Raw genomic sequence first — 20,005 nt, 5'->3', positions numbered from 1 at the left:
TCCTATTTTCGGGGAGGAATCGTCGGCGCTTCCGCTTGGCTCGGCTCCAGTTTGCGACCGAAGTCGACAGCGTTGCGCAGCACGGCGAGATGCGAGCGCGGCTGATCGCCGGCCTCGACACCGGTCGCCGTCAACGACCAGTACAGCGTGTGGGTGAAGACACGGCCGAGGGAACCGCGTAGCTCGACCTGGATGTTCTCCACGCCTGGGCCGAAATTCTCCGCCATCGGCCCGGAGATCGGATCGCCCGTCAGCCAACCATTGCCGCGGTCGAAGATATTGGTCCAGCGCGTCGCAGCAAACACCGCGCCATGATGCACCGCGCGCTGCGGCTTGCCCGAAGAACGGTTGCGCCCTTCCTGATAAAGCACGGTGCCACCGGCCGCCGCTCCCTCGGCGATCGGCGGACATGCCGAGAACAGGCGCTCGGCGATGCCGCGTCTGAATTCGGCGAGATTGTGCGTCACCAGAAATTCGCTGTGGGTCAGCGGGCTGCCAAGCGTGACGAAATCGCTGATCTTCCATGGCCTATGGTTGTCGTCCTTGGTGCGCAGTTGGCGATAGAGCGCCCACTGATCGCGCCGGAACCCGGCAAGATCGTCAAGCCTACCGGGCCATGCCGAGCCGTCGGCAACAAGCGTCGCCTTGTCGATGGCGTGGATCGCCTTCAGTTTCGCCTTGTCGCGGATGGCCTCCAGTTTTCGGGGCCTGAAATCGGCCCACAAGATCTGCAACAGGTCATAGGCGATCATCGACCCGAGGCTGTGCGAGACCAGCACGATGCGATCGTAGGTATCGTCCATCATCAGCCGCTTCAGCAGCTTCAGACCACGGCTGCGGATCAGAGCCCGCTTCTCGACGGTTGCAGCTTCAGCGCGCACATAGGCCGCGACATCGCCGAAATAGGGAAGGCCAAAACGGTCCACCGACCAGATGACGAGCGAGGCCAGGATGGTGACGAGCGCGCCGACGGTCCACGAAATTTGCTGCTGCCAAACCGACGTCGCAAGCGCGAGGGCTGCGGCCAGAACGATGATGACGGCAACCAGCGTGACCAGATAGAGCTTTCGGGCGTCGGGCGGTATGTCGGCGGGCTTGCGCCACAGCAGATTTGTCACCCAGGCGGCGAGCCGGCCCCGCGTCGTGCCCTGCGTGATGTCGGCCCAGTAAAGCTCGAAGAAATCGGTGCGGCGGCCATCGACATCGTAGGGCGTGGTGATGCGGCGAAGTTCGTACGAATTGGTCCGGCTGTCGGGCGTGATCCAGCTCTGGTTGATCTTCGCGCCGGCGGGGTCGGCCGGATCGGCGACACGGGCATAAAACGGCGCGCGGCTGGGGTCATGGCTCCAGACGGCCTGGACAAAGCGGCGCAACGTATCCATCGGCCGCTGTTCGCCCATGCCATGAACGATCACCACCGCCTGGCCAGGCTTGCGCGGCGCTTTTCCGGCGGGCGGCGATGCGATCGGGTCAGGCACCAACGTCTCCGTCGACGACAGTCCCGCCGTCGAGGCGGGAATTCGTCATCGTAGCGCCGAAATCGCCATCAAGCCAAGAAAGCACGGCCAAGAAAAAGCCCGGCGCGATGAACTGACCCCAAGAAGTTGGACGGTTCTTGGCGTGTCCCGGCGCTGACCCCGGATCAGTGATCCATGGCCTTGACGATCTCTTCGGTCATCTTCTTGGCGTCGCCAAGCAGCATCATGGTGCCGTCCTTGTAGAACAGCGTGTTGTCGATGCCGGCATAGCCGGAGCCGAGCGAGCGCTTGACGAACAGGCAGGTGCGGGCCTTGTCGACGTCGAGGATCGGCATGCCGTAGATCGGCGACGACTTGTCGTCGCGGGCCGAGGGATTGGTGACGTCGTTGGCGCCGATGACATAGGCGACGTCGGCCTGCGCGAACTCGGAGTTGATGTCCTCCAGTTCGAAGACTTCGTCATAAGGCACGTTGGCTTCGGCCAAGAGCACGTTCATGTGACCGGGCATGCGGCCGGCAACGGGATGGATGGCGTATTTGACGTCGACGCCGTTGGCCTTGAGCTTGTCTGCCATTTCGCGCAGCGCGTGCTGGGCCTGGGCGACGGCCATGCCGTAGCCCGGCACGATGATGACCTTCTGTGCGTTCATCATCAGGTAGGCGGCGTCGTCGGCCGAGCCCTGCTTGACCGTGCGTTCGATGCCATCGTCGGCCGCTGCCGCCGTCTCGCCGCCGAAGCCGCCGAGGATGACAGAGATGAACGATCGGTTCATGCCCTTGCACATGATGTAGGACAGGATCGCACCGGACGAGCCGACCAGCGCGCCGGTGATGATCAGCGCCAGATTGCCGAGCGTGAAGCCGAGGGCGGCCGCGGCCCAGCCCGAATAGGAATTGAGCATCGAGACGACGACCGGCATGTCGGCGCCGCCGATCGGGATGATCAGCAGGATACCGAGCACCAGCGAGGCGGCAACGATCAGCCAGAAGACCAGCTTGGACTCGGTGGTGACCAGCAGCACGATCAGCACGACGAGCGCGATGGCAAGTGCGGCGTTGATGAAGTGGCGGCCGCCGATCATGATCGGCTTGCCGGACATGCGGCCGTCAAGCTTCAAAAAGGCGATGACCGAGCCGGTGAAGGTGATGGCGCCGATGGCGACGCCAAGGCTCATTTCGATCAGGGCCTGGGCATGGATGTCGCCATCCGTGCCGATGCCAAAACTTTCCGGCGCATAGATGGCGGCAGCCGCCACCATGACGGCGGCAAGGCCGACCAGCGAGTGGAAGGCCGCAACCAGCTGCGGCATCGAGGTCATGGCGATGCGGCGCGCTGTGACGGCGCCGACACCACCACCAATGGCCAGGCCGAGCACGATCAGACCGAAGCGGCCGGCCGACGGGGTTGCCAGCGCCAGCGTGGTGGCAATGGCAATGCCCATGCCGATCATGCCGTAGAGATTGCCCTGGCGGCTGGTGGTCGGATGCGACAGGCCGCGCAGCGCCATGATGAACAGGACACCGGAGACGAGGTAGAGGAAGGACGCGAAGTTGGCGTTCATGGCGCTCTACTTGTCCTTCTTCTTGTACATGGCCAGCATGCGCTGGGTGACGAGGAAGCCGCCGAAAATGTTGACCGAGACCAGCATCAGCGCGACGAAGCCAAAGCCTGCGGCAATGCCGGAGGCGGCGATGCCGACGGCAAGCAGGGCGCCGACGACGATGACCGAGGAGATGGCGTTGGTGACAGCCATCAGCGGCGTGTGCAGTGCGGGGGTCACCGACCAGACGACGTAGTAGCCGACGAAGATCGCCAGGACGAAGATGGCGAAGCGGAAAACGAAGGGATCGATGGCGCCGCCGGAGAGCGCATGTGCGGCGTCACCGGCCGCGTCAGTGCCACCCGGCGCGGTCGCCAGATTGTGCACTGCCAGCCGAACGGCGGCGGACGCCTGATCTAGCTGGTCGAGGGCTTTCTGCAGGGTCTGGTCCATCACGCGATCCCTTTCGGCTTCGACGAGGGCGACTTGGGTGCGGCCGCCTTCTTGGGCGCGGCTTTCTTGGGCGAAGCGTCGGCGACCATGGTCTTGGCCGGGATCGCGGCCGGCTCGACATATTGGCCCTTTGGGGGCTGCTGGTCGGCTTTCACGAAAGCCGGATGAACCACCTTGCCGCCATCGGTCAGCATCGTTGCCTTGACCAGATCGTCGTCGCGATTGATGGCAAGCGTCTTCGTCGTCTTGTCGATCAGCGTCTCGAGAAAGGCGAACAGGTTCCTGGCATAAAGCAGCGAGGCCGACGCCGCGATGCGGCCTGGCACATTGAGATGGCCGACAATCTTGACGTTGTTGGCGGTGGTGACGACCTTTCCGGCTTCGGCGCCCTCGACATTACCGCCGCGCTCGACCGCCAGATCGACGAGAACCGAACCCGGCTTCATCGAAGCGACCATCGCCGCCGAGACCAGCTTCGGCGCCGGACGGCCTGGGATCAGCGCCGTGGTGATGACGATGTCCTGCTTGGCGATGTGCTCTGATGTGAGTGCCGCCTGCTTAGCCTGGTATTCCTTCGACATCTCCTTGGCGTAGCCGCCGGCCGTTTCCGCAGCCTTGAATTCCTCGTCCTCGACGGCAAGGAACTTTGCGCCGAGCGAGGCGACCTGCTCCTTGGCGGCAGGGCGCACGTCTGTTGCGGTGACGACCGCACCAAGGCGACGCGCGGTGGCGATCGCCTGCAGGCCGGCAACGCCGACGCCCATGATGAAGACCTTCGCCGCCGGCACCGTGCCGGCCGCCGTCATCATCATCGGCAAGGCACGATCATATTCCGAAGCCCCGTCGATCACCGCCTGATAGCCGGCCAAATTGGCCTGCGAGGACAAAACGTCCATCGACTGCGCCCGGGTGATGCGCGGCATGAATTCCATCGAGAAGGCGGTGACACCGGCCTTGGCCAGGGCCGCCACGGCGGCGTCATTGCCGTAGGGGTCCATGATGGCGATCACAGCCGCACCGGGCTTGTAGCTCTTCAGCTCGGCATCACTCGGCCGGCGCACCTTCAGCACCACATCGGCCTTGGCGACATCGGAAACCTTGCCGATGGCAGCGCCGGCGCTCGCATAGTCGGCATCGATGATGCGCGATTTCAGACCGGCACCGGCCTCGATGACGACGTCGAAGCCCAGCGCCGCCAGCCGTTTCACCGTATCGGGCGAAGCCGCGACGCGCGGCTCGTTGGCATCGAGCTCACGAGGGATGAAAACCGTCTGTCCCACCGCATGATCCTTTCGGCCGGAAGCTATTTCCCGCAAGACGCCGGCCGGCCTCGCGGCGGCGCCGTGGACAAGGTGTCGGAAAATCTATCGGAGGATAAAGGCGCCGACGGCCAGAATCAGCACGAACAGAATGGTCGCCGAGAAGAAGCCGCCCGCGAAGAAGCCGAAGGCCATCGCCAGGAGCAGGGCGCCGCAAAACAGCGAACCGTACTTGGCCAGCGCGAGGAAGCCCGCATAGGTGCGGTCATGCTCGGCATAGTCCATCTTCGCGCCCAGTTCGACAGGACCGGTCGGCGAGTGATCAGCCATAGGAATACCCCTTCGAAGACATCTTTCAGGCACATAGCGAAAAGCCGGGCCGAGAGCAATGGCGCTATTGCCGCACAACAACCGACAACTGCCTCAAAGAAAGGTTGAAGCCGGCTGCCGACGCGCGACGGAGTCCGATCGCTGGATTCTGGTGTTTGATGCGGAAAGATGCTCCGAAGGCGGACGTCTGCGTGGCTAAGCCGGCGCCCTCAGCCGGCTAGATGCGGAAATAGCCCGAGCAACCCGACGACGATCAGATAGAGCGCGACGATGTAGTTCAACAGCCTTGGCATGACCAGGATCAGCACGCCGGCGATCAGCGAGATGAGCGGGGTTAGCGCAAGTGTGGAAATGGTCATGGCAGGTTCCCTCAAAAGACTTCAGGTCGTGCCAGAGTGCGGCAGCGCCTTGGCATCATCCAGAACGCCGAAGCGGCCGAAAGGCTCCAGCCGCTTTGCAAAAATCGGGGTGCCTCAGGCGGCGTCGCGATAATATTTCGCTGTCGGCACGATGGACAAGGGCGTCAGTCGGTTGATGGCCGGATTGGCAAACATCAGTCGCTGTTCCATGGGCGTCGACCTAAAGAACGGGAACCGTTCGAGTGTCAGGCGCATATTTTCGCCGGCAGGGATTTCGAACAGCGCGATCCGGGTAAGAACGCCTGGAAATTCTTTAGCCTCGGTCCTCTGCACGGCATTGAAATAACGTGAATAAAAATTGGAATGCTCGACCTTGACCGGTGTAAGCACCGAGTTCTGGCCAAAATAGAGAGACGCCACCATGGCAAGCCTGAGTGTCAGGAACGGCAACACTCCGGGCGCCGGCGCGCCGTCGGGATCGGTTGCAAACCGGGTTCCGTCGATAAAGGTCTCTCCGCGGGCAAGTCGCTCGATCAGTATTTCCGGGTAGGCATCGACGGAGGGCGAATGCGGGTGCTCGCTGGAAATGTAATGGAAGCGGATCGTACTGACCAATTCGCCATAGCAATAGACACCGAACCGGTAGGAATTGGGTAGATTGTCCCAGCGATCCTCGAACATCCCGCTGGCGATCGGACCGCACATGCCTGAGCGCAAATAGGATTTATAGCGAAGTCGGTAAATCGCCTCCAAATCCTCGCCTCCGGTAATGAGACGATAATCGACATGCTCCAGCAATTGCATGATCGATCGGTTCAGCACAGAATCTCCGGCTGCGCTGACCGCACCAGAGGCAGCCCTTGCAGCCCTTGCAGCCCTTGCAGCATCCATTATCTGTCCTCGAAATTCCGCCTACGGATAGGCTATTCGAGTCAAAATGAGACACAAGCAGAAATTTAGATGTTGTTGATTTACCTTCTGTTAACCTTAACAGCTGAGCGCCAATTTGAGTTTGCCTTGGTGGGCAATGCGCCCGGAGAAGGGTGTGGATCACGGCCTCCGAGACATCGCACCTCCGTCGACAAAGGCCAACTTGGGTTGAGGATCATTTTGGCGCCCGCGCCAGCGTTCAATCCGTTCGAAAGCGAACTCTGGAAAAGATCGTTTTTAGCAGCATTGCGCAAAAGCAAAAACGCGGCGGGACAGATGTCCTGATTGAATTCGCATGAATTGGAGATCAAGGGCAGTCTTTGAATCGCAGCACGCCAGTAATCAAGCGAACTTCGAAATCACAGCTCTAAATGGCTGTCCGTTTGCCGGCGTGACGCAGGTCAGCGGCGAACGGCCAAGTGACATTTGACATCGTTTCGATACCCGACGCACTGAGCGCGGCACCGAACAGGAAGCCTTGCACGAGATCGGGTTTGACCTGCAGGGCCAAGATTTTGAGCTGTTCGAAGGTCTCGACGCCTTCGACAGTTACGGCAAGCCCCAGCGGCCGCGACAGGTTGACGATGCCCTTGAGCAGTTCGAGCGAGCGGGGGTTCTGAGTGACATCGATCAGGAACGAGCGGTCGATCTTGATCTTGTCAAGCGGCAGCTTGTGCAGGTAGCTCAGGCTCGAATAGCCGGTGCCGAAATCGTCGAGCGCGATGCGCACGCCGATCTGCTTCAGCTCCTCGATGTACTGGCGCGTCAGCGACTTGTCGTCGAGCAGCGCCGTTTCGGTGACCTCTATCTCCAGCCGGCTGGCGGCGAGGCCGGAGCTCGCCAGCGCATCGCGAACCTTCTGGATGACATCGCGGTTGCGGAAATCCTTGGCGGAGAGATTGACCGAGACGCTGGTCTGGTCCGGCCATTTGGCGCATTCGGCGCAGGCTGCCTGCAGCACAAAAGTGCTGATCTCGGAAATGATACCCATTTCCTCGGCCAGTGGAATGAAGATGCTGGGCGAGATCGGCCCGAGATCGGGATGATCCCACCGGCACAGCGCCTCGCAGCTGGCGATGCGCATGGTGCTCATCGCCACGATCGGCTGATAGACCACCCGCAGGCTCTTGCTTTCCACGGCGGTGCGCAGATCCGCCTTCATCAGCTGACGGTTGCGGAAGGCGGCATCCATCGAGGCTTCGAACAGCCGCCAGCCGTTCTTGCCGAGTTCCTTGGCCTTGTAGAGCGCCAGGTCCGCCTTGACGATCATGGCGTCGACATCGGTGTCCTTGACCCGAGACAGCACCGCGCCGCCGCTGGCCTGGATGCGCAGCCCGTGACCGGCGACGTCGACCTCCCCTTGCAGGCAGGCGAAAATCTCGTCGAGCTGGCTGGTCAGATGGCTCTCATCCTCGACGCGGTCGAAGAAGATCATGAACTCGTCGCCACCGAAACGGCTGACCGTGATGCCTTGCCTGGCAATGGCGGCAAGCCGTTCGGCAACGGCGTAGATCAAGCCGTCGCCGATTGGATGGCCAAGCGTGTCGTTGACGCTCTTGAAATCGTCGAGATCGAGCACCGCCAGGCCGCAGAGACGGTCGCGATCGCCTGATACCATGGCCTCGCCGACCAGTTCGTGGAAATAGGCGCGGTTGGGCAGGCCGGTGAGGTTGTCGTAGCGTGCCATGAAGCGGATCTTGTCTTCCGCCTCGACACGGGCGGTGACATCCTCGAAGGTGATGACGCCCAGCTCCTGGCTGCCTTCGCGAGCCGAGAATTCATAGTGCTGGCCGTTGGCGAGGGAAACCAGCACCTTGCGGTCGCGGCCCTCGCGCAGGGCGCGCGTCAGCTGAGCCTCGATGTAACGGCAATCCTTGGGCGCCAGCATGCCGCCGGCGACACCGCGCATCAACAGACCATGGATCGACCGCCCGAGCAGCGCATCCCCGGACTTGAGCGACATCAGATGGGCTGCTTCGGCATTGGCTACCGCCACGCGGCCGTTGGGGCCGAGCATGACGAGGCCGTGCGACATGGTGTTGAGCGCGCGATCGAATCTGAGCGCGAGCTTCCTCGCTTCCTTGTGGCCGATGACCGCCGAGAAAAGCACGTCGCGGACGTGGTCGGCGCTGTTGATCGTGACGAAAGTCAACGGAATGATCATCAGCCCAAGAATAACTGAAGGGGCATCCATGCGCAGCAAGAGTGCAAGTGCTGCAGGTCCAATGAAGGTCACGGAAAAAATCCGCACCATGAGCGGAGATCCGTAGTTCCGGCCAACAACCGTCACCAAGGTTGCGATGGCCAGCGACGTCGCGGCCAGTTCGGCAAAGGGATCGGGATAAACGTAGATCGATATGAAGCACAGCGCGCCCAACCCAAGGCCCTGCAGGCTGCCCTTGAGGATGTAGTTGCGCTCCCACCGCTGCGCCTCCTGGACGTCGGCTATCACACCGCCCGCCTTCCGGAAGCTGCGAATGCCGAAATAGCGGAAAAGGCAGATGGACAGCAGGACAAAAGAGAAAGCCAGGAACAACGGATTGTTCGTGCGCAAGTAGATCATGAATCCGAGGATCCAGTAGCACACGCCGCCAATCACCAGCATGTGGGCGTTGTCGAACAACGACCGCACAAACTGGATATAAACATCCGCCGGGATGTTTTCGGTCTTTGTTCTGCCCATATCGTCGGCCCAACGCTAAGCCTCGTCATCCCACATCCGCCTTAAGAAAGGCTTAGAACAGTGTTTTGGCTGGTTGCCGAAGGAGTGCAAAAGCAGGACAGACCGGGAAATCAGTCTTCAGTTAAACATCGCCCTCACTCGGCGGCCTGAAGTGCCGGCCCCGCCGGTGCGTTTGCGAGGCGCTGAAGCAGCCGGGAACGTTCGCCAGCCGCCTTTTCGGCGCTGGCTCGACGGACGTGGCCGTAGCCGCGAATGAGGGCAGGCACCGAAGCCAATGCAGCCGCCGCATCGACCCTGGCCGGGGCCAACGATCCGGCGATGAAATCCAGATCCGCCTCGTACCGCGCCAGCAGCTGTCGCTCCATGCGCCGTTCGGCGGTGTAGCCGAACAGGTCGAAGGCGGTGCCGCGCAGGCCCTTCATCGCCGCCAGAATCCGAAAACCCTTCATCATCCACGGGCCGAAGCTCGATTTCCTAGGGCTGCCGTCATTGCCACGACGGCCCATGATCGGCGGAGCGAGGTGGAATTCGAGCTTTTCGTAGCTCTGGAACTGTTTTCCAAGTTCGGCGGCGAAAGAGCCGTCCGTGTAAAGACGCGCCACCTCGTATTCGTCCTTGATCGCCATCAGCTTGAACAAGTTCCTGGCGGCGGCCTGCGACACCGCGGTAGAACCAGGCACGGCCTTCGCTTCGGCGGCGCGCAAAACGGCCAGTTTTTCGGCATAACGCCTGCCATAAGCGGCGTTCTGATAGGCGGTCAGGAAGGCGACGCGGCGGGCGATGATGTCGTCCAGTGTCTCGGCGATATCCGTGGCCTGGCCGGCCTTTCCAGCCACGGCTGGACCCGGCTGGGCAACGAGCCCGCGCACGAAATCCGGCTGATGGGCAGCGCGACGTCCCCAGCGGAAAGCGGCGATGTTCATCGCCACGGCTTCGCCATTGAGTTCGATCGCCTTCTCGACGGCCTCAGCCGACAATGGCAGGCCGCCGTGCTGGAAGGCAAAGCCGAGCATGAACATGTTGGCGCCGAGCGAATTGCCGAAAAGTGCCGTGGCGGTGCGGGTGGCGTCGAAGAAATGCGCCTTGTCGTCGCCCGCTGCCGCGCGGATCGCCTTTTTCAGCCGCTCTATCGGCAACGAAAAATCAGCCGAGCGGGCGAATTCGCCGGGCATGATCTCGGCGGTGTTGGCGACGAAGATGGTGTGGCCCTCGCGCACCGCGGTCAGCACCTTCTTCGCGCCCGACACGACGAGGTCGCAGCCAAGCACCAGATCGGCCTTGCCGGCCGAAACGCGGATGGCATGGATGTCGTCCGGGGTGCGGGCGATGCGGACATGCGTGAACACCGAGCCACCCTTCTGGGCGAGGCCGGCCATGTCGATCATGCCGCAGCCCTTGTCCTCAAGATGCGCCGCCATGCCAAGCACCGCACCGACGGTGACGACGCCGGTGCCGCCGACGCCGTCGATGATCGCCGCCCAGCCCTGCTGGCCAAGCGGGAATTGCACCGGCACGGGCACGCCTTCCAGCGGATCGGCTTTGCCGGCCAGGCCCTCGGCCTTGCGGATCTTGGCACCGTGCACGGTGACGAAGGACGGGCAGAAGCCGTTGACGCAGGAGAAATCCTTGTTGCAGCTCGACTGGTCGATCTTGCGCTTGCGGCCGAATTCGGTCTCGACCGGCTGGATCGAGACGCAGTTCGACTGCACGCCGCAATCGCCGCAGCCTTCGCAGACCAGCTCGTTGATGAAGACCCGCTTGTCGGGATCGGGGAAGGTGCCGCGCTTGCGGCGGCGACGCTTTTCGGCGGCGCAGGTCTGGTCGTAGAGCAGCACCGAAACGCCCTTGACGTCGCGCAGCTCGCGCTGGACGAGATCGAGGTCGTCGCGGTGATGGATGGTGGCGCCGGCCGGGAATTCGGCCTTCCCGGCATATTTGCTGGGCTCATCGGTGACGATGGCGATGCGGTCGACGCCTTCGGCGCGCACCTGCCTGGCGATCATGTCGACGGTCAGGCCGCCTTCGTGCGGCTGGCCGCCGGTCATGGCGACGGCGTCGTTGTAGAGGATCTTGTAGGTGATGTTGGCATCGCTCGACAGCGCGAAGCGGATCGCCAGCGTGCCGGAATGGTTGTAGGTGCCGTCGCCAAGATTCTGGAAGATGTGCTCCCGCTTGGAGAACGGCGCCTGGCCGACCCATTGCGCGCCCTCGCCGCCCATGGCCGTGAAGCCGACGGTGTTGCGGTCCATCCACAGCGCCATGAAGTGACAACCGATGCCGGCCGCGGCGATAGAGCCGTCCGGCACCTTGGTGGACGAATTGTGCGGGCAACCGGAACAGAAGAACGGCGTGCGCGAGCCGATGTCGGTGGCCTCGGTGAGCATTGCCTGGAACTGGCGCAGTTTTGCCACCCGCGCCGAAATCTCTTCGGACGGGCCGATGGTCCTGACGATCCTCTCGCCAAGCGCGATGGCGATCTCGTTGGGATCGAGCGCGCCCTTGGCCGGAAACAGCCAGTCGCCGCGCTCGTCCTTCTTGCCGACAATGACCGGTTGGGTGGCAGTGCCATAAAGGCTTTCGCGCAACTGCACCTCGATCAGCGAGCGCTTCTCCTCGACGACGACAATGGTGTCGAGGCCGCGGGCGAAATCGGCGATGTGATGCAGGTCAAGCGGCCAGGGGCAGCCGACCTTGAACAGCCGCACCCCGATGCGGTTGGCGGCCGCCTCGTCGATGCCGATATCCTCCAGCGCCTGGCGGACATCGAGGTAGCTCTTGCCCAGCGTGATGATGCCTATCTTCGGGTTGCGGCCGCCCGAATAGACAATGCGGTTCAGCCCGTTGGCAAGGATGAAGGCGGAGGCCGCGGCGCGCTTGTGCTCATGCAGCCGCTCCTCCTGGCCGAGCATGTCGATCTCGTGGCGGATGTTGAGACCGCCAGGCGGCATGTCGAACTCCGGCACGACAATGTTCAGCCGCTCGAGCGCGGCATCGACCGAGGCGGTCGATTCGATGTTGTCCTTGACGCATTTGATCGCCGCCCACGTGCCGGCAAAGCGCGACATGGCGAAGCCGTAGAGCCCATAGTCGATGATCTCCTGGACGCCGGCCGGGTTGAGGATCGGCACCATCGTGTCGACGAACAGGAATTCGGTGGCGTGCGCATTGGTCGAGGATTCGGCCATATGGTCGTCGCCCATCAAGGCGAGCACGCCGCCATGCTTCGACGATCCGGCGAGGTTAGCGTGGCGGAACACGTCGCCGGAACGATCGACGCCCGGTCCCTTGCCGTACCAGACCGAAAAGACGCCGTCATGAGTGCCCTCATCAAGCAGTTCCGTCTGCTGCGCCCCCCAGCAAGCGGTGGCGGCAAGCTCCTCGTTGAGACCCGGCTGGAAGACGATGTCAGCCTGGGCGAGCTGTTTCTTCGCCTTCCACAGCTGCATGTCGAGGCCGCCGAGCGGCGACCCGCGATAGCCGGAGACGAAGCCGGCCGTGTTCAAGCCGGCGCGACGGTCGCGCTCGCGCTGCATCAGCAGCATGCGAATGACCGCCTGCGCGCCAGACAGGAAGATGCGCTCCTTGGCGAGATCGAACTTGTCGTCGAGCGCGACGTCGTGCAGCGTCATCAGGAATTTCCTCTGCGGAGGCCACGCGGGGGCAGGCAGCCAACGTCGGGGTCGGATGACGCATCCTTTCTCCCCTTGCAAGGCAGGTCAAACAAAATCGCAGATGCCAGGCAACGCGCAACGAACAGTCCGCGGCCATCCTGAATCGGGTATGAAACCGATCCGCGGACATTGCCCGGCGCACGAAAATTTCAGCTGCGGCCCGGGCGGCCGCGACGCGTCAGCCGCCCTTCGAGCAATCCGGCTTCGGCTCGCCCGGCAGCTTGCCGTCGGGATGGCCGACCAGATCGGGATTGGCGGTGTAGAGCTGGTCGATGACCAGCGGCCGGTCGGGCAGGATCGACTGGTCTTCCGTCGACATCAGCGTGGTGTCGATCTTCTGCAGGACCGCGCCGTCGGCCCCCTTGATGCTGATGGCAATCGCATAGGGCTTGTTCTTGACGACGCAGGTCAGTGCCGGGCTCTCCAGCGTCACCTTGTCGAGCTTCGGCCACACCTTCTGCTCGACCACCAGAGGTGCGCCGCCGGCGGGATCCTGGAAGCTGGCCACCGCCACCTGGCCCTCTCCCATCGGCTTCAGCGGCCGCAGGGTCACCACATAAGTCGCCCTGGCGAGGCGGTAGTTGAAGACGAATATCTTGCCGGAAATCTCGAACAGCTTGCCTTCGTCATTGCCGGCATCGCGGCAGGCGCCGAGCGCAACGGCCACGATGAGCGCCGCGCCGACAACGACCGAACGGGAAAGACCGCTACGCATTCTTGACCTCATTTGCCGCCATGCGGCGGCGGTAGTGACGACTTGCCTTCTGCCTATTGCCGCACACCGCCATGTCGCACCAAAGGCGGCTGGAATTGCGGCTTCTGTCGACGAATAGCCAGGTGCAGTTGGGACAGATCCTCAGCCTTGCGAGAGTGTCGTCACGCAGAAGCGATAGCCCCGAAACCGCCAGCGCGGCCTCGAAGGCGATCGGCGTCACAGGATCGCCGAACGGCCTTCCCGGCGCACCGATCTCGGTCCGGCTGCCGGCAAGGCCATCGGCGCAGGCTCTCAGGAATCCGGGCAGATCGGTGGTGGCGACCGCGCCCTTCGACGTCGCTCCACGAAACAGCCGGTCCGTCGCCTCGCGGATCGACAGCACGACGGGCGCGATCGCCACCGCCGAGGATACCGCCAGCGGCCTGTCGCCAAGTTCGGCGGCGCGAAAGCGGCTCGCCGCGTCGGCGAAGCGGGCAATCTCGGCCGGATCGTCGAAGCGGTCGAAGGTTCGCTCCGGATCGCCGCGCAGCACGACGGTGTTGGCCGTGTCGAGCGCAAGCAGGCCGCCGGTGAAGCGGTGCGGGGTCCAGGATACCGTCATGCCGAAAATCTAACCGATAAATCGCATTTGACAAGTTAGATTCAGCGATGCAACCTCACTCCGGGATGCGGCGGTCTCCGCAGCCTTTTGAGCATGCCGTTGGCCAGGACCGCTTCGCACTTTGGGCGGCATGCTTCGAGGTTTTGCATGCTCTATTTCTTCCAGCAGGTGTTGAACGGGCTGCATTCGGGCGCGCTCTATGCGCTGCTCGCCTTTGGCTATGTGCTGACCAACGGCATCCTGCACCGCACCAATCTCGCCTATGGCGCGTTGTTCGCCTTTTGCGGCCAGACGATGATCCTGACCGCGGCCTTCGGCTACCAGGTGCTGTGGCTGACGCTGCTGGCGGCGGTGGCGCTGGGCGTCGTCGCTGCGTTCTTCTATGCCGCGCTGATCAGCCACGTGCTGTCGCGCAATGTCTTCGAACCTTTGGCCGATCGCACGCCCAATGCAATCGTGGTGACGACGCTCGGCATCTTGCTGCTGCTGTCCGAAGCGAGCCGCATCGCCGCCGACACGCATGATCTGTGGCTGCCGCCGATGCTGGCGCAGCCCATCGTTTTTGCGCAGGGCGCGACCTTCAAGGCAACGCTGACGCTCATCCAGCTCATCGACTGCGCCGTGGTGGTGGCTGCAATCGCGCTGGCCAGCCGGGCTTTTGCCCGGTCGAGCTTCGGACGGCGCTGGCGCGCCGTCTCCGACGACCCCAAGGCAGCCGCGATGTGCGGCGTCGACGTGCGTGCGGTGTTCCGGCACGCGGTGCTGTTCGGTGGTTTCTGCGCCGCGCTGGCCGGTGTCATGGCCGGCCTCTATTACGGTAATGTCAGCTTTGGGTCGGGCCTCGTCTACGGACTGAAAATCCTGTTCGTGACGGCGGTCGGCGGCTATCTCTCGCCGCCGCGCGCGGCGCTCGGCGCGGCTGCCTTCGGCATGGCCGAATCGCTGTGGGCCGGCTATTTCCCGGTCGAATGGCGCGACGCGTGGATGTATCTGTTCCTGGTCACGACGCTGATCCTGATCGGCGCTGGCCGCGACACCGGCAAAATTGCCTGAAAACGTCAGACTTTGGTTGCATGACGCAAAGGCAGATCGCCGGTATTGGGCACTGTCTGCCATGCGGTGATATTCGCTGCCTCTATCCTTGTTGACCCGTCAGTCCACGCGCGGCATACCGTTGGACCACGCGGCGTGACGGACAAAAAGGGGGGAAGCCGGCACGCCTCCGGTACAAGGGAGAAATGCATGGCAGGGCTTCTTGCTCTATCCAGGACTATTGATCGCGCCAACGAATTCATCGGCAAATGGATATCGTGGCTGATCCTGCTGGCGATCCTGGTGAGCGCCGCCAACGCCATTATCCGCAAGGTGTTCGACATATCCTCGAACGCCTGGCTCGAGCTGCAATGGTATCTGTTCGGCGCCGCCTTCATGCTGGCCGCCGCCTATACGCTGAAGCAGAACGAACATATCCGCATCGACGTCGTCTACGGCCTGTTTTCACGCCGCGTACAGCACTGGATCGACCTGCTCGGGCATCTCTTCTTCCTGATGCCGTTCGTGACGCTGATGGTCATCTATTTCGTGCCCTATGTGTCGCTGTCGTTTCGCAGCGGCGAGATGTCCAACAATTCCGGCGGCCTGATCATCTGGCCGGCCAAGGCCATCCTGCTCATCGGGTTTTTCCTGCTCGCGCTGCAGGGCATCTCCGAGATCATCAAGAAGATCGCCATCATGCGCGGAGACATGGACGACCCCAATCCCTTCATATCGGTGCATGAGCAGGCCGAACTCGAAGCCAAGGCGCTGGCCGACGAGGTGCGCTCGTGATGGAGTTCATCGCGCAGAACATGGCGCCGATCATGTTCGCCTCGCTGATCATCTTCCTGCTGATCGGCTACCCCGTCGCTTTTTCCTTGGCCGCCAACGGCTTGATGTTCTTCTTCATCGGCGTGCTGCTATCCCCCTATTCCGGAGGATCGATCAACCTCGCCTGGCCGCTCCTGCATGCATTGCCGGATAATTTCTACGGCAGCCGGGTGATGTCGAACGACACGCTGCTGGCCATCCCGTTCTTCACCTTCATGGGCATCGTGCTCGAGCGATCGGGTATGGCCGAAGACCTGCTCGACACGATCGGCCAGTTGTTCGGGCCCATCCGTGGCGGCCTTGCCTATGCGGTGATCTTCGTCGGCGCGCTTTTGGCGGCGACCACCGGCGTGGTGGCGGCTTCCGTCATCGCCATGGGCCTGATCTCGCTGCCGATCATGCTGCGCTATGGTTATGACCGCCGGCTCGCATCCGGTGTCATTGCCGCCTCCGGCACGCTTGCCCAGATCATCCCGCCGTCGCTGGTGCTTATCGTGCTTGCCGACCAGCTCGGCCGCTCGGTCGGCGATATGTACGCGGGCGCGTTGATCCCGGGCCTCGTGCTCACCGGCCTCTATATGTCCTACATCCTGATCATGTCGATCATCCGGCCGAACTCGATGCCGGCGCTGCCGCTCGAGGCCCGTACACTGGGCCATGGCGTGATGTCGCTGCTGGTGGCTTTGCTGGTCACATCAGCGGTTTCCTACGCGGCGTATCGGTATCTGGCGCCGGCACATGGCGACAATGCCGACATTCTCGGTGCGACTGCCGGAGTGCTGTTCATCTACATCGTCGCCATTGCCGACAAGCGCCTGAACTTCAACATGATGTCCAGGCTCGCGCAGCAGGTGATCATCGTGCTGATCCCGCCACTGGCGCTGATCTTCCTGGTGCTGGGCACCATCTTCCTGGGTATCGCCACGCCGACCGAAGGCGGCGCAATGGGCTCCGTCGGCGCCTTGTTCATGGCGGCGGCCAAGGGGCGCTTGTCGCTTGACGTCGTCAAGCAGGCACTGGCCTCGACGACAAGGCTGTCGTCATTCGTGCTGTTCATCCTGATCGGCGCACGGGTGTTCTCACTGACCTTCTACGGCGTCAACGGCCACATCTGGGTCGAGCACCTTTTGACGTCGCTGCCGGGCGGCGAGGTCGGCTTCCTGATCGGCGTCAACATGCTCGTCTTCTTCCTCGCCTTCTTCCTCGACTTCTTCGAATTGGCGTTCATCATCGTACCGCTGCTGGCGCCCGCCGCCGACAAGCTCGGCATCGACCTGATCTGGTTCGGCGTGCTCCTGGGCGTCAACATGCAGACCAGCTTCATGCACCCGCCCTTCGGCTTCGCGCTGTTCTACCTGCGTTCGGTGGCCGCGCGCGTGCCCTATCTCGATCGTCTCACCGGCAAACAAATCGCGCCGGTGACCACCGGACAGATCTATTGGGGCGCGGTGCCCTTTGTCTGCATCCAGGTGATCATGATCGGGTTGACCATCGCCTTCCCGCAAATGGTGATGCACTACAAGGGAACGACCGTCGATCCGGGCACCATCGACTACAAGGTACCGGAGGTGCCCGGCCTGTCGCCGCTCGGCACGCCGCCGGCGGATGGAGCGGCGCCAGTTGGTGGCGGCACGGCGCCGGCAGCTCCTGACCTTTCGCAACCGCCCAGTTTCGGCGATCCGACACCGGCAAAGCCGGCAGCGCCACAGCCTGACCTGTCGCAACCGCCAAGCTTCAACTGAACAGGCATGGTCAAAACCATGAAAGCGGTGCGGCTGGAAGCAGTGGGCGGCATCACGCTGCGCGACGTCGACATGCCTGACATCGGTGCGGATGAGCTACTGGTGCGCATCGAAGCCTGCGGCGTCTGCGGCACGGATCGGCATCTGTTTCACGGCGAATTTCCGTGCACGCCGCCGGTGACGCCCGGCCATGAGTTCTCCGGTACCGTCGAGGCGATCGGAAAATCGGTCTCGGGTTTTGCCATCGGCGATCGTGTCACCGGCGACCCCAACATCGCCTGCGGGCGCTGCGCGCGTTGTCACGCGGGACAAGTCAATCTCTGCAGCAATCTACGTGCCATCGGCATTCATCGCGACGGCGGCTTTGCCGAATATCTTGCCTTGCCGCAGAAGCAGGCTTTCGTCCTGCCTGCCGGCTTGAATCCCATGCACGGTGCCTTCTGCGAGCCGCTCGGCTGTTGCCTGCACGGCGTCGACCTTGCCGGTATCAAACCGGGCAGTTCGGTGGTCGTGCTTGGTGGCGGCGTGATCGGCCTGCTCACCGTGCAGCTGGCAAGATTGGCGGGAGCCACGACCATCATCCTGTCGACCAGGCAAGCCTCGCGGCGCGCGCTCGCCGAGGATCTCGGTGCGACAGTGACGATCGATCCAACCGCCGATGTCATCGATGCCATCGCCGGACCGGCGGGGCTGGTGCCAGGCGGTGTCGACGTCGTCTTCGAATGCGCGGGCGTGCGAGAGACCGTCGAGCAGTCGATGCAGCTGGCCCGCGCCGGCGGCACGGTCGTCATCGTCGGCGTAACGCCGCAAGGCATGAAAGTGGAATTCGAGCCGTTCGACCTGTTGTTCCGGGAACTGAAGGTGCTCGGTTCCTTCCTCAACCCCTACACCCATCGCCGCGCCGCCGAACTCATCGCTTCCGGTGCGATCGAGATCGACAGGCTGATCTCCAGGCAGGTATCGCTTGAACAAGTGCCAGCGGTGATCGCCAATCCGCCGGTGCCCGGCGAGGTCAAGGTTCTGGTGGTGCCGGGGCGAGGCTGAACCGTCGGCTTCGCCTCCCGGAATATACAGAAAAGCTCCCTGAGCGGGTTCCGCCCAGAGAGCTTTTGAGCAGAAGTCCGGCCGACTACAGCTTGCCGTTGCGCTGCTGGACCATCATGAAGGTGTCGTAATTGTATTCGGCCACCTGCGCCCAGAGATAATGCTCCTTGCGGAAGCCCTTGATCGATTCCCAGATCTTCTTGAACGGGGCGTTGGAGGCTTCCATTTCGGTATAGACCTCGTTGGCCTTTTCGAAGCAGGCAGCCATGATCTCCTGGCTGAACGGGCGCAGCTTCGCGCCGCCGGCTACCAGCCGCTTTACCGCCGCAGGGTTCAGATAATCGTATTTCTGCAGCATGTTGGCGTCGGCCGCCTGCGCGGCGGTGTGCAGCAGCGACTTGTACGTCGGCGAAAGTTCTTCGTACTTCGCCTTGTTGAACATCAGATGGACGGTCGGGCCGCCCTCCCACCAGCCGGGATAGTAATAATAGGGCGCGACCTTGTAGAAGCCGAGCTTCTCGTCGTCATAGGGACCAACCCATTCGGCCGCGTCGATGGTGCCTTTCTCCAGCGCGGGATAGATATCGCCGCCGGCGATCTGCTGCGGCACGACGCCGAGCTTCTGCACCACCTTGCCGGCAAAACCGCCGATTCGCATCTTGAGGCCGGAAAGGTCGGCCACCGTGTTGATTTCCTTGCGGAACCAGCCGCCCATCTGCACGCCGGTGTTGCCGCCCGGCAGGCCGAAAAGGCCCTGCGTGGCGAGAAACTCGTTGAACAAGTCGATGCCGCCGCCATGGTAATGCCAGGCATTCATGCCGCGTGCGTTGAGCGAAAAGGGAACCGCCGCACCGAGCGCCCATGTCGGATCCTTGCCCCAATAATAATATGCCACCGTGTGGCAGGCCTCGACCGTGCCGGCCGTGGTGGCGTCGGCGGCCTGCAGGCCAGGCACCAGCTCCCCGGCAGCAAAAACCTGGATCTGGAAATTGCCGTCGGTGGCTTCCGACAGCATCTTGGAAAACACCTCGGCGCCGCCGTAGATGGTGTCGAGCGACTTCGGGAAGGACGACGCCAGCCGCCACGTCACCTTGGGATTGGACTGGGCGATTGCAGGCGCCGCCAGCGCGGCCGCCGCCGCCGCGGCACCGACGCCGGTGACACCGGCCCTGCGAATGAATGAACGACGATCCATGAACTTCCTCCCTTTTGGATCAACAGGCCGACGTCAGGAAATCCTCGGTTTCCCTGTCGGTTCGTTGGAGACAATACACAGGCAAGAAGTCGAGTCCAGCAGGCCGACCCGATTTGAGGGCGAAGCCCGGCTGCCCTG

16 protein-coding genes are annotated in these 20,005 nt (G+C 62.8%); 4 read left to right on the top strand and 12 right to left on the bottom strand.

Features of this window, described 5'->3' with window-relative positions; genetic code table 11:
• Positions 1-2: 2 nt before the first annotated feature.
• From EOA16_RS18535 to EOA16_RS18485, 11 genes are all read right to left on the bottom strand, one after another.
• The gene (locus tag EOA16_RS18535; protein WP_127259566.1) at positions 3-1,478 is read right to left on the bottom strand and encodes a hypothetical protein; all 1,476 of its coding nucleotides are present in this window, start codon (positions 1,476-1,478) and stop codon (positions 3-5) included.
• 164 nt (positions 1,479-1,642) lie between these two features.
• Positions 1,643-3,040, bottom strand: coding sequence for an NAD(P)(+) transhydrogenase (Re/Si-specific) subunit beta (locus EOA16_RS18530; protein ID WP_109665727.1), 1,398 nt, complete (start codon positions 3,038-3,040; stop codon positions 1,643-1,645).
• Between the two features lie 6 nt (positions 3,041-3,046).
• Positions 3,047-3,475: an NAD(P) transhydrogenase subunit alpha gene (locus EOA16_RS18525; protein WP_024501908.1), complete on the bottom strand. Its 429-nt coding sequence runs from the start codon at positions 3,473-3,475 to the stop codon at positions 3,047-3,049.
• Positions 3,472-4,752 carry a Re/Si-specific NAD(P)(+) transhydrogenase subunit alpha gene (locus tag EOA16_RS18520; RefSeq protein ID WP_127259565.1) on the bottom strand — a complete coding sequence of 427 codons (1,281 nt, stop codon included), beginning with the start codon at positions 4,750-4,752 and terminating at the stop codon, positions 3,472-3,474. Before EOA16_RS18520 ends, EOA16_RS18525 begins: the two co-directional genes overlap by 4 nt.
• 84 nt (positions 4,753-4,836) lie before the next feature.
• Positions 4,837-5,061 (bottom strand): aa3-type cytochrome c oxidase subunit IV, encoded by a 225-nt coding sequence (locus EOA16_RS18515; RefSeq protein WP_013528204.1) that lies wholly within the window; start codon positions 5,059-5,061, stop codon positions 4,837-4,839.
• Positions 5,062-5,270: 209 nt separating this feature from the next.
• Positions 5,271-5,420, bottom strand: coding sequence for a DUF3096 domain-containing protein (locus EOA16_RS18510; RefSeq protein ID WP_013528205.1), 150 nt, complete (start codon positions 5,418-5,420; stop codon positions 5,271-5,273).
• Positions 5,421-5,534: 114 nt separating this feature from the next.
• A complete protein-coding gene (locus EOA16_RS18505) occupies positions 5,535-6,311 on the bottom strand; it encodes a hypothetical protein (RefSeq protein ID WP_127259564.1) in 777 nt (258 codons plus the stop codon).
• A gap of 406 nt (positions 6,312-6,717) precedes the next feature.
• Positions 6,718-9,033, bottom strand: coding sequence for an EAL domain-containing protein (locus EOA16_RS18500; protein WP_127259563.1), 2,316 nt, complete (start codon positions 9,031-9,033; stop codon positions 6,718-6,720).
• 134 nt (positions 9,034-9,167) lie between these two features.
• On the bottom strand, positions 9,168-12,662 hold the full coding sequence (locus EOA16_RS18495; protein ID WP_127259562.1) for an indolepyruvate ferredoxin oxidoreductase family protein: 3,495 nt from the start codon (positions 12,660-12,662) through the stop codon (positions 9,168-9,170).
• Between the two features lie 220 nt (positions 12,663-12,882).
• A complete protein-coding gene (locus EOA16_RS18490) occupies positions 12,883-13,419 on the bottom strand; it encodes a hypothetical protein (protein ID WP_127259561.1) in 537 nt (178 codons plus the stop codon).
• Complete coding sequence (locus EOA16_RS18485; protein ID WP_127259560.1) at positions 13,412-14,020, bottom strand: CGNR zinc finger domain-containing protein; 609 nt, start codon at positions 14,018-14,020, stop codon at positions 13,412-13,414. Before EOA16_RS18485 ends, EOA16_RS18490 begins: the two co-directional genes overlap by 8 nt.
• Before the next feature lie 147 nt (positions 14,021-14,167).
• Here EOA16_RS18485 and EOA16_RS18480 point away from each other — a divergent pair, with 147 nt between their 5' ends.
• The 4 genes from EOA16_RS18480 (at position 14,168) to EOA16_RS18465 (ending at position 18,672) form a co-directional block, all read left to right on the top strand.
• A complete protein-coding gene (locus EOA16_RS18480) occupies positions 14,168-15,073 on the top strand; it encodes a branched-chain amino acid ABC transporter permease (protein WP_127259559.1) in 906 nt (301 codons plus the stop codon).
• A 189-nt stretch (positions 15,074-15,262) separates the two neighbouring features.
• Entirely contained in the window at positions 15,263-15,847 is a 585-nt protein-coding gene (locus EOA16_RS18475) for a TRAP transporter small permease subunit (RefSeq protein WP_127259558.1), read from the top strand.
• Entirely contained in the window at positions 15,847-17,628 is a 1,782-nt protein-coding gene (locus EOA16_RS18470; RefSeq protein ID WP_127259588.1) for a TRAP transporter large permease subunit, read from the top strand. Before EOA16_RS18475 ends, EOA16_RS18470 begins: the two co-directional genes overlap by 1 nt.
• Before the next feature lie 18 nt (positions 17,629-17,646).
• Positions 17,647-18,672, top strand: a complete 1,026-nt coding sequence (locus EOA16_RS18465) for a zinc-dependent alcohol dehydrogenase family protein (protein WP_164754317.1) — start codon at positions 17,647-17,649, stop codon at positions 18,670-18,672.
• A gap of 85 nt (positions 18,673-18,757) precedes the next feature.
• Here EOA16_RS18465 and EOA16_RS18460 read toward each other — a convergent pair whose 3' ends face one another.
• Complete coding sequence (locus tag EOA16_RS18460) at positions 18,758-19,867, bottom strand: TRAP transporter substrate-binding protein (protein ID WP_127259556.1); 1,110 nt, start codon at positions 19,865-19,867, stop codon at positions 18,758-18,760.
• Positions 19,868-20,005: the final 138 nt, after the last annotated feature.

Source organism: Mesorhizobium sp. M7A.F.Ca.US.008.03.1.1 (genome assembly GCF_003997495.1).
GTDB lineage: Bacteria > Pseudomonadota > Alphaproteobacteria > Rhizobiales > Rhizobiaceae > Mesorhizobium.
Note: the sequence above shows the minus strand (reverse complement) of the source record. Positions and strands in the feature narration are given on the sequence as shown.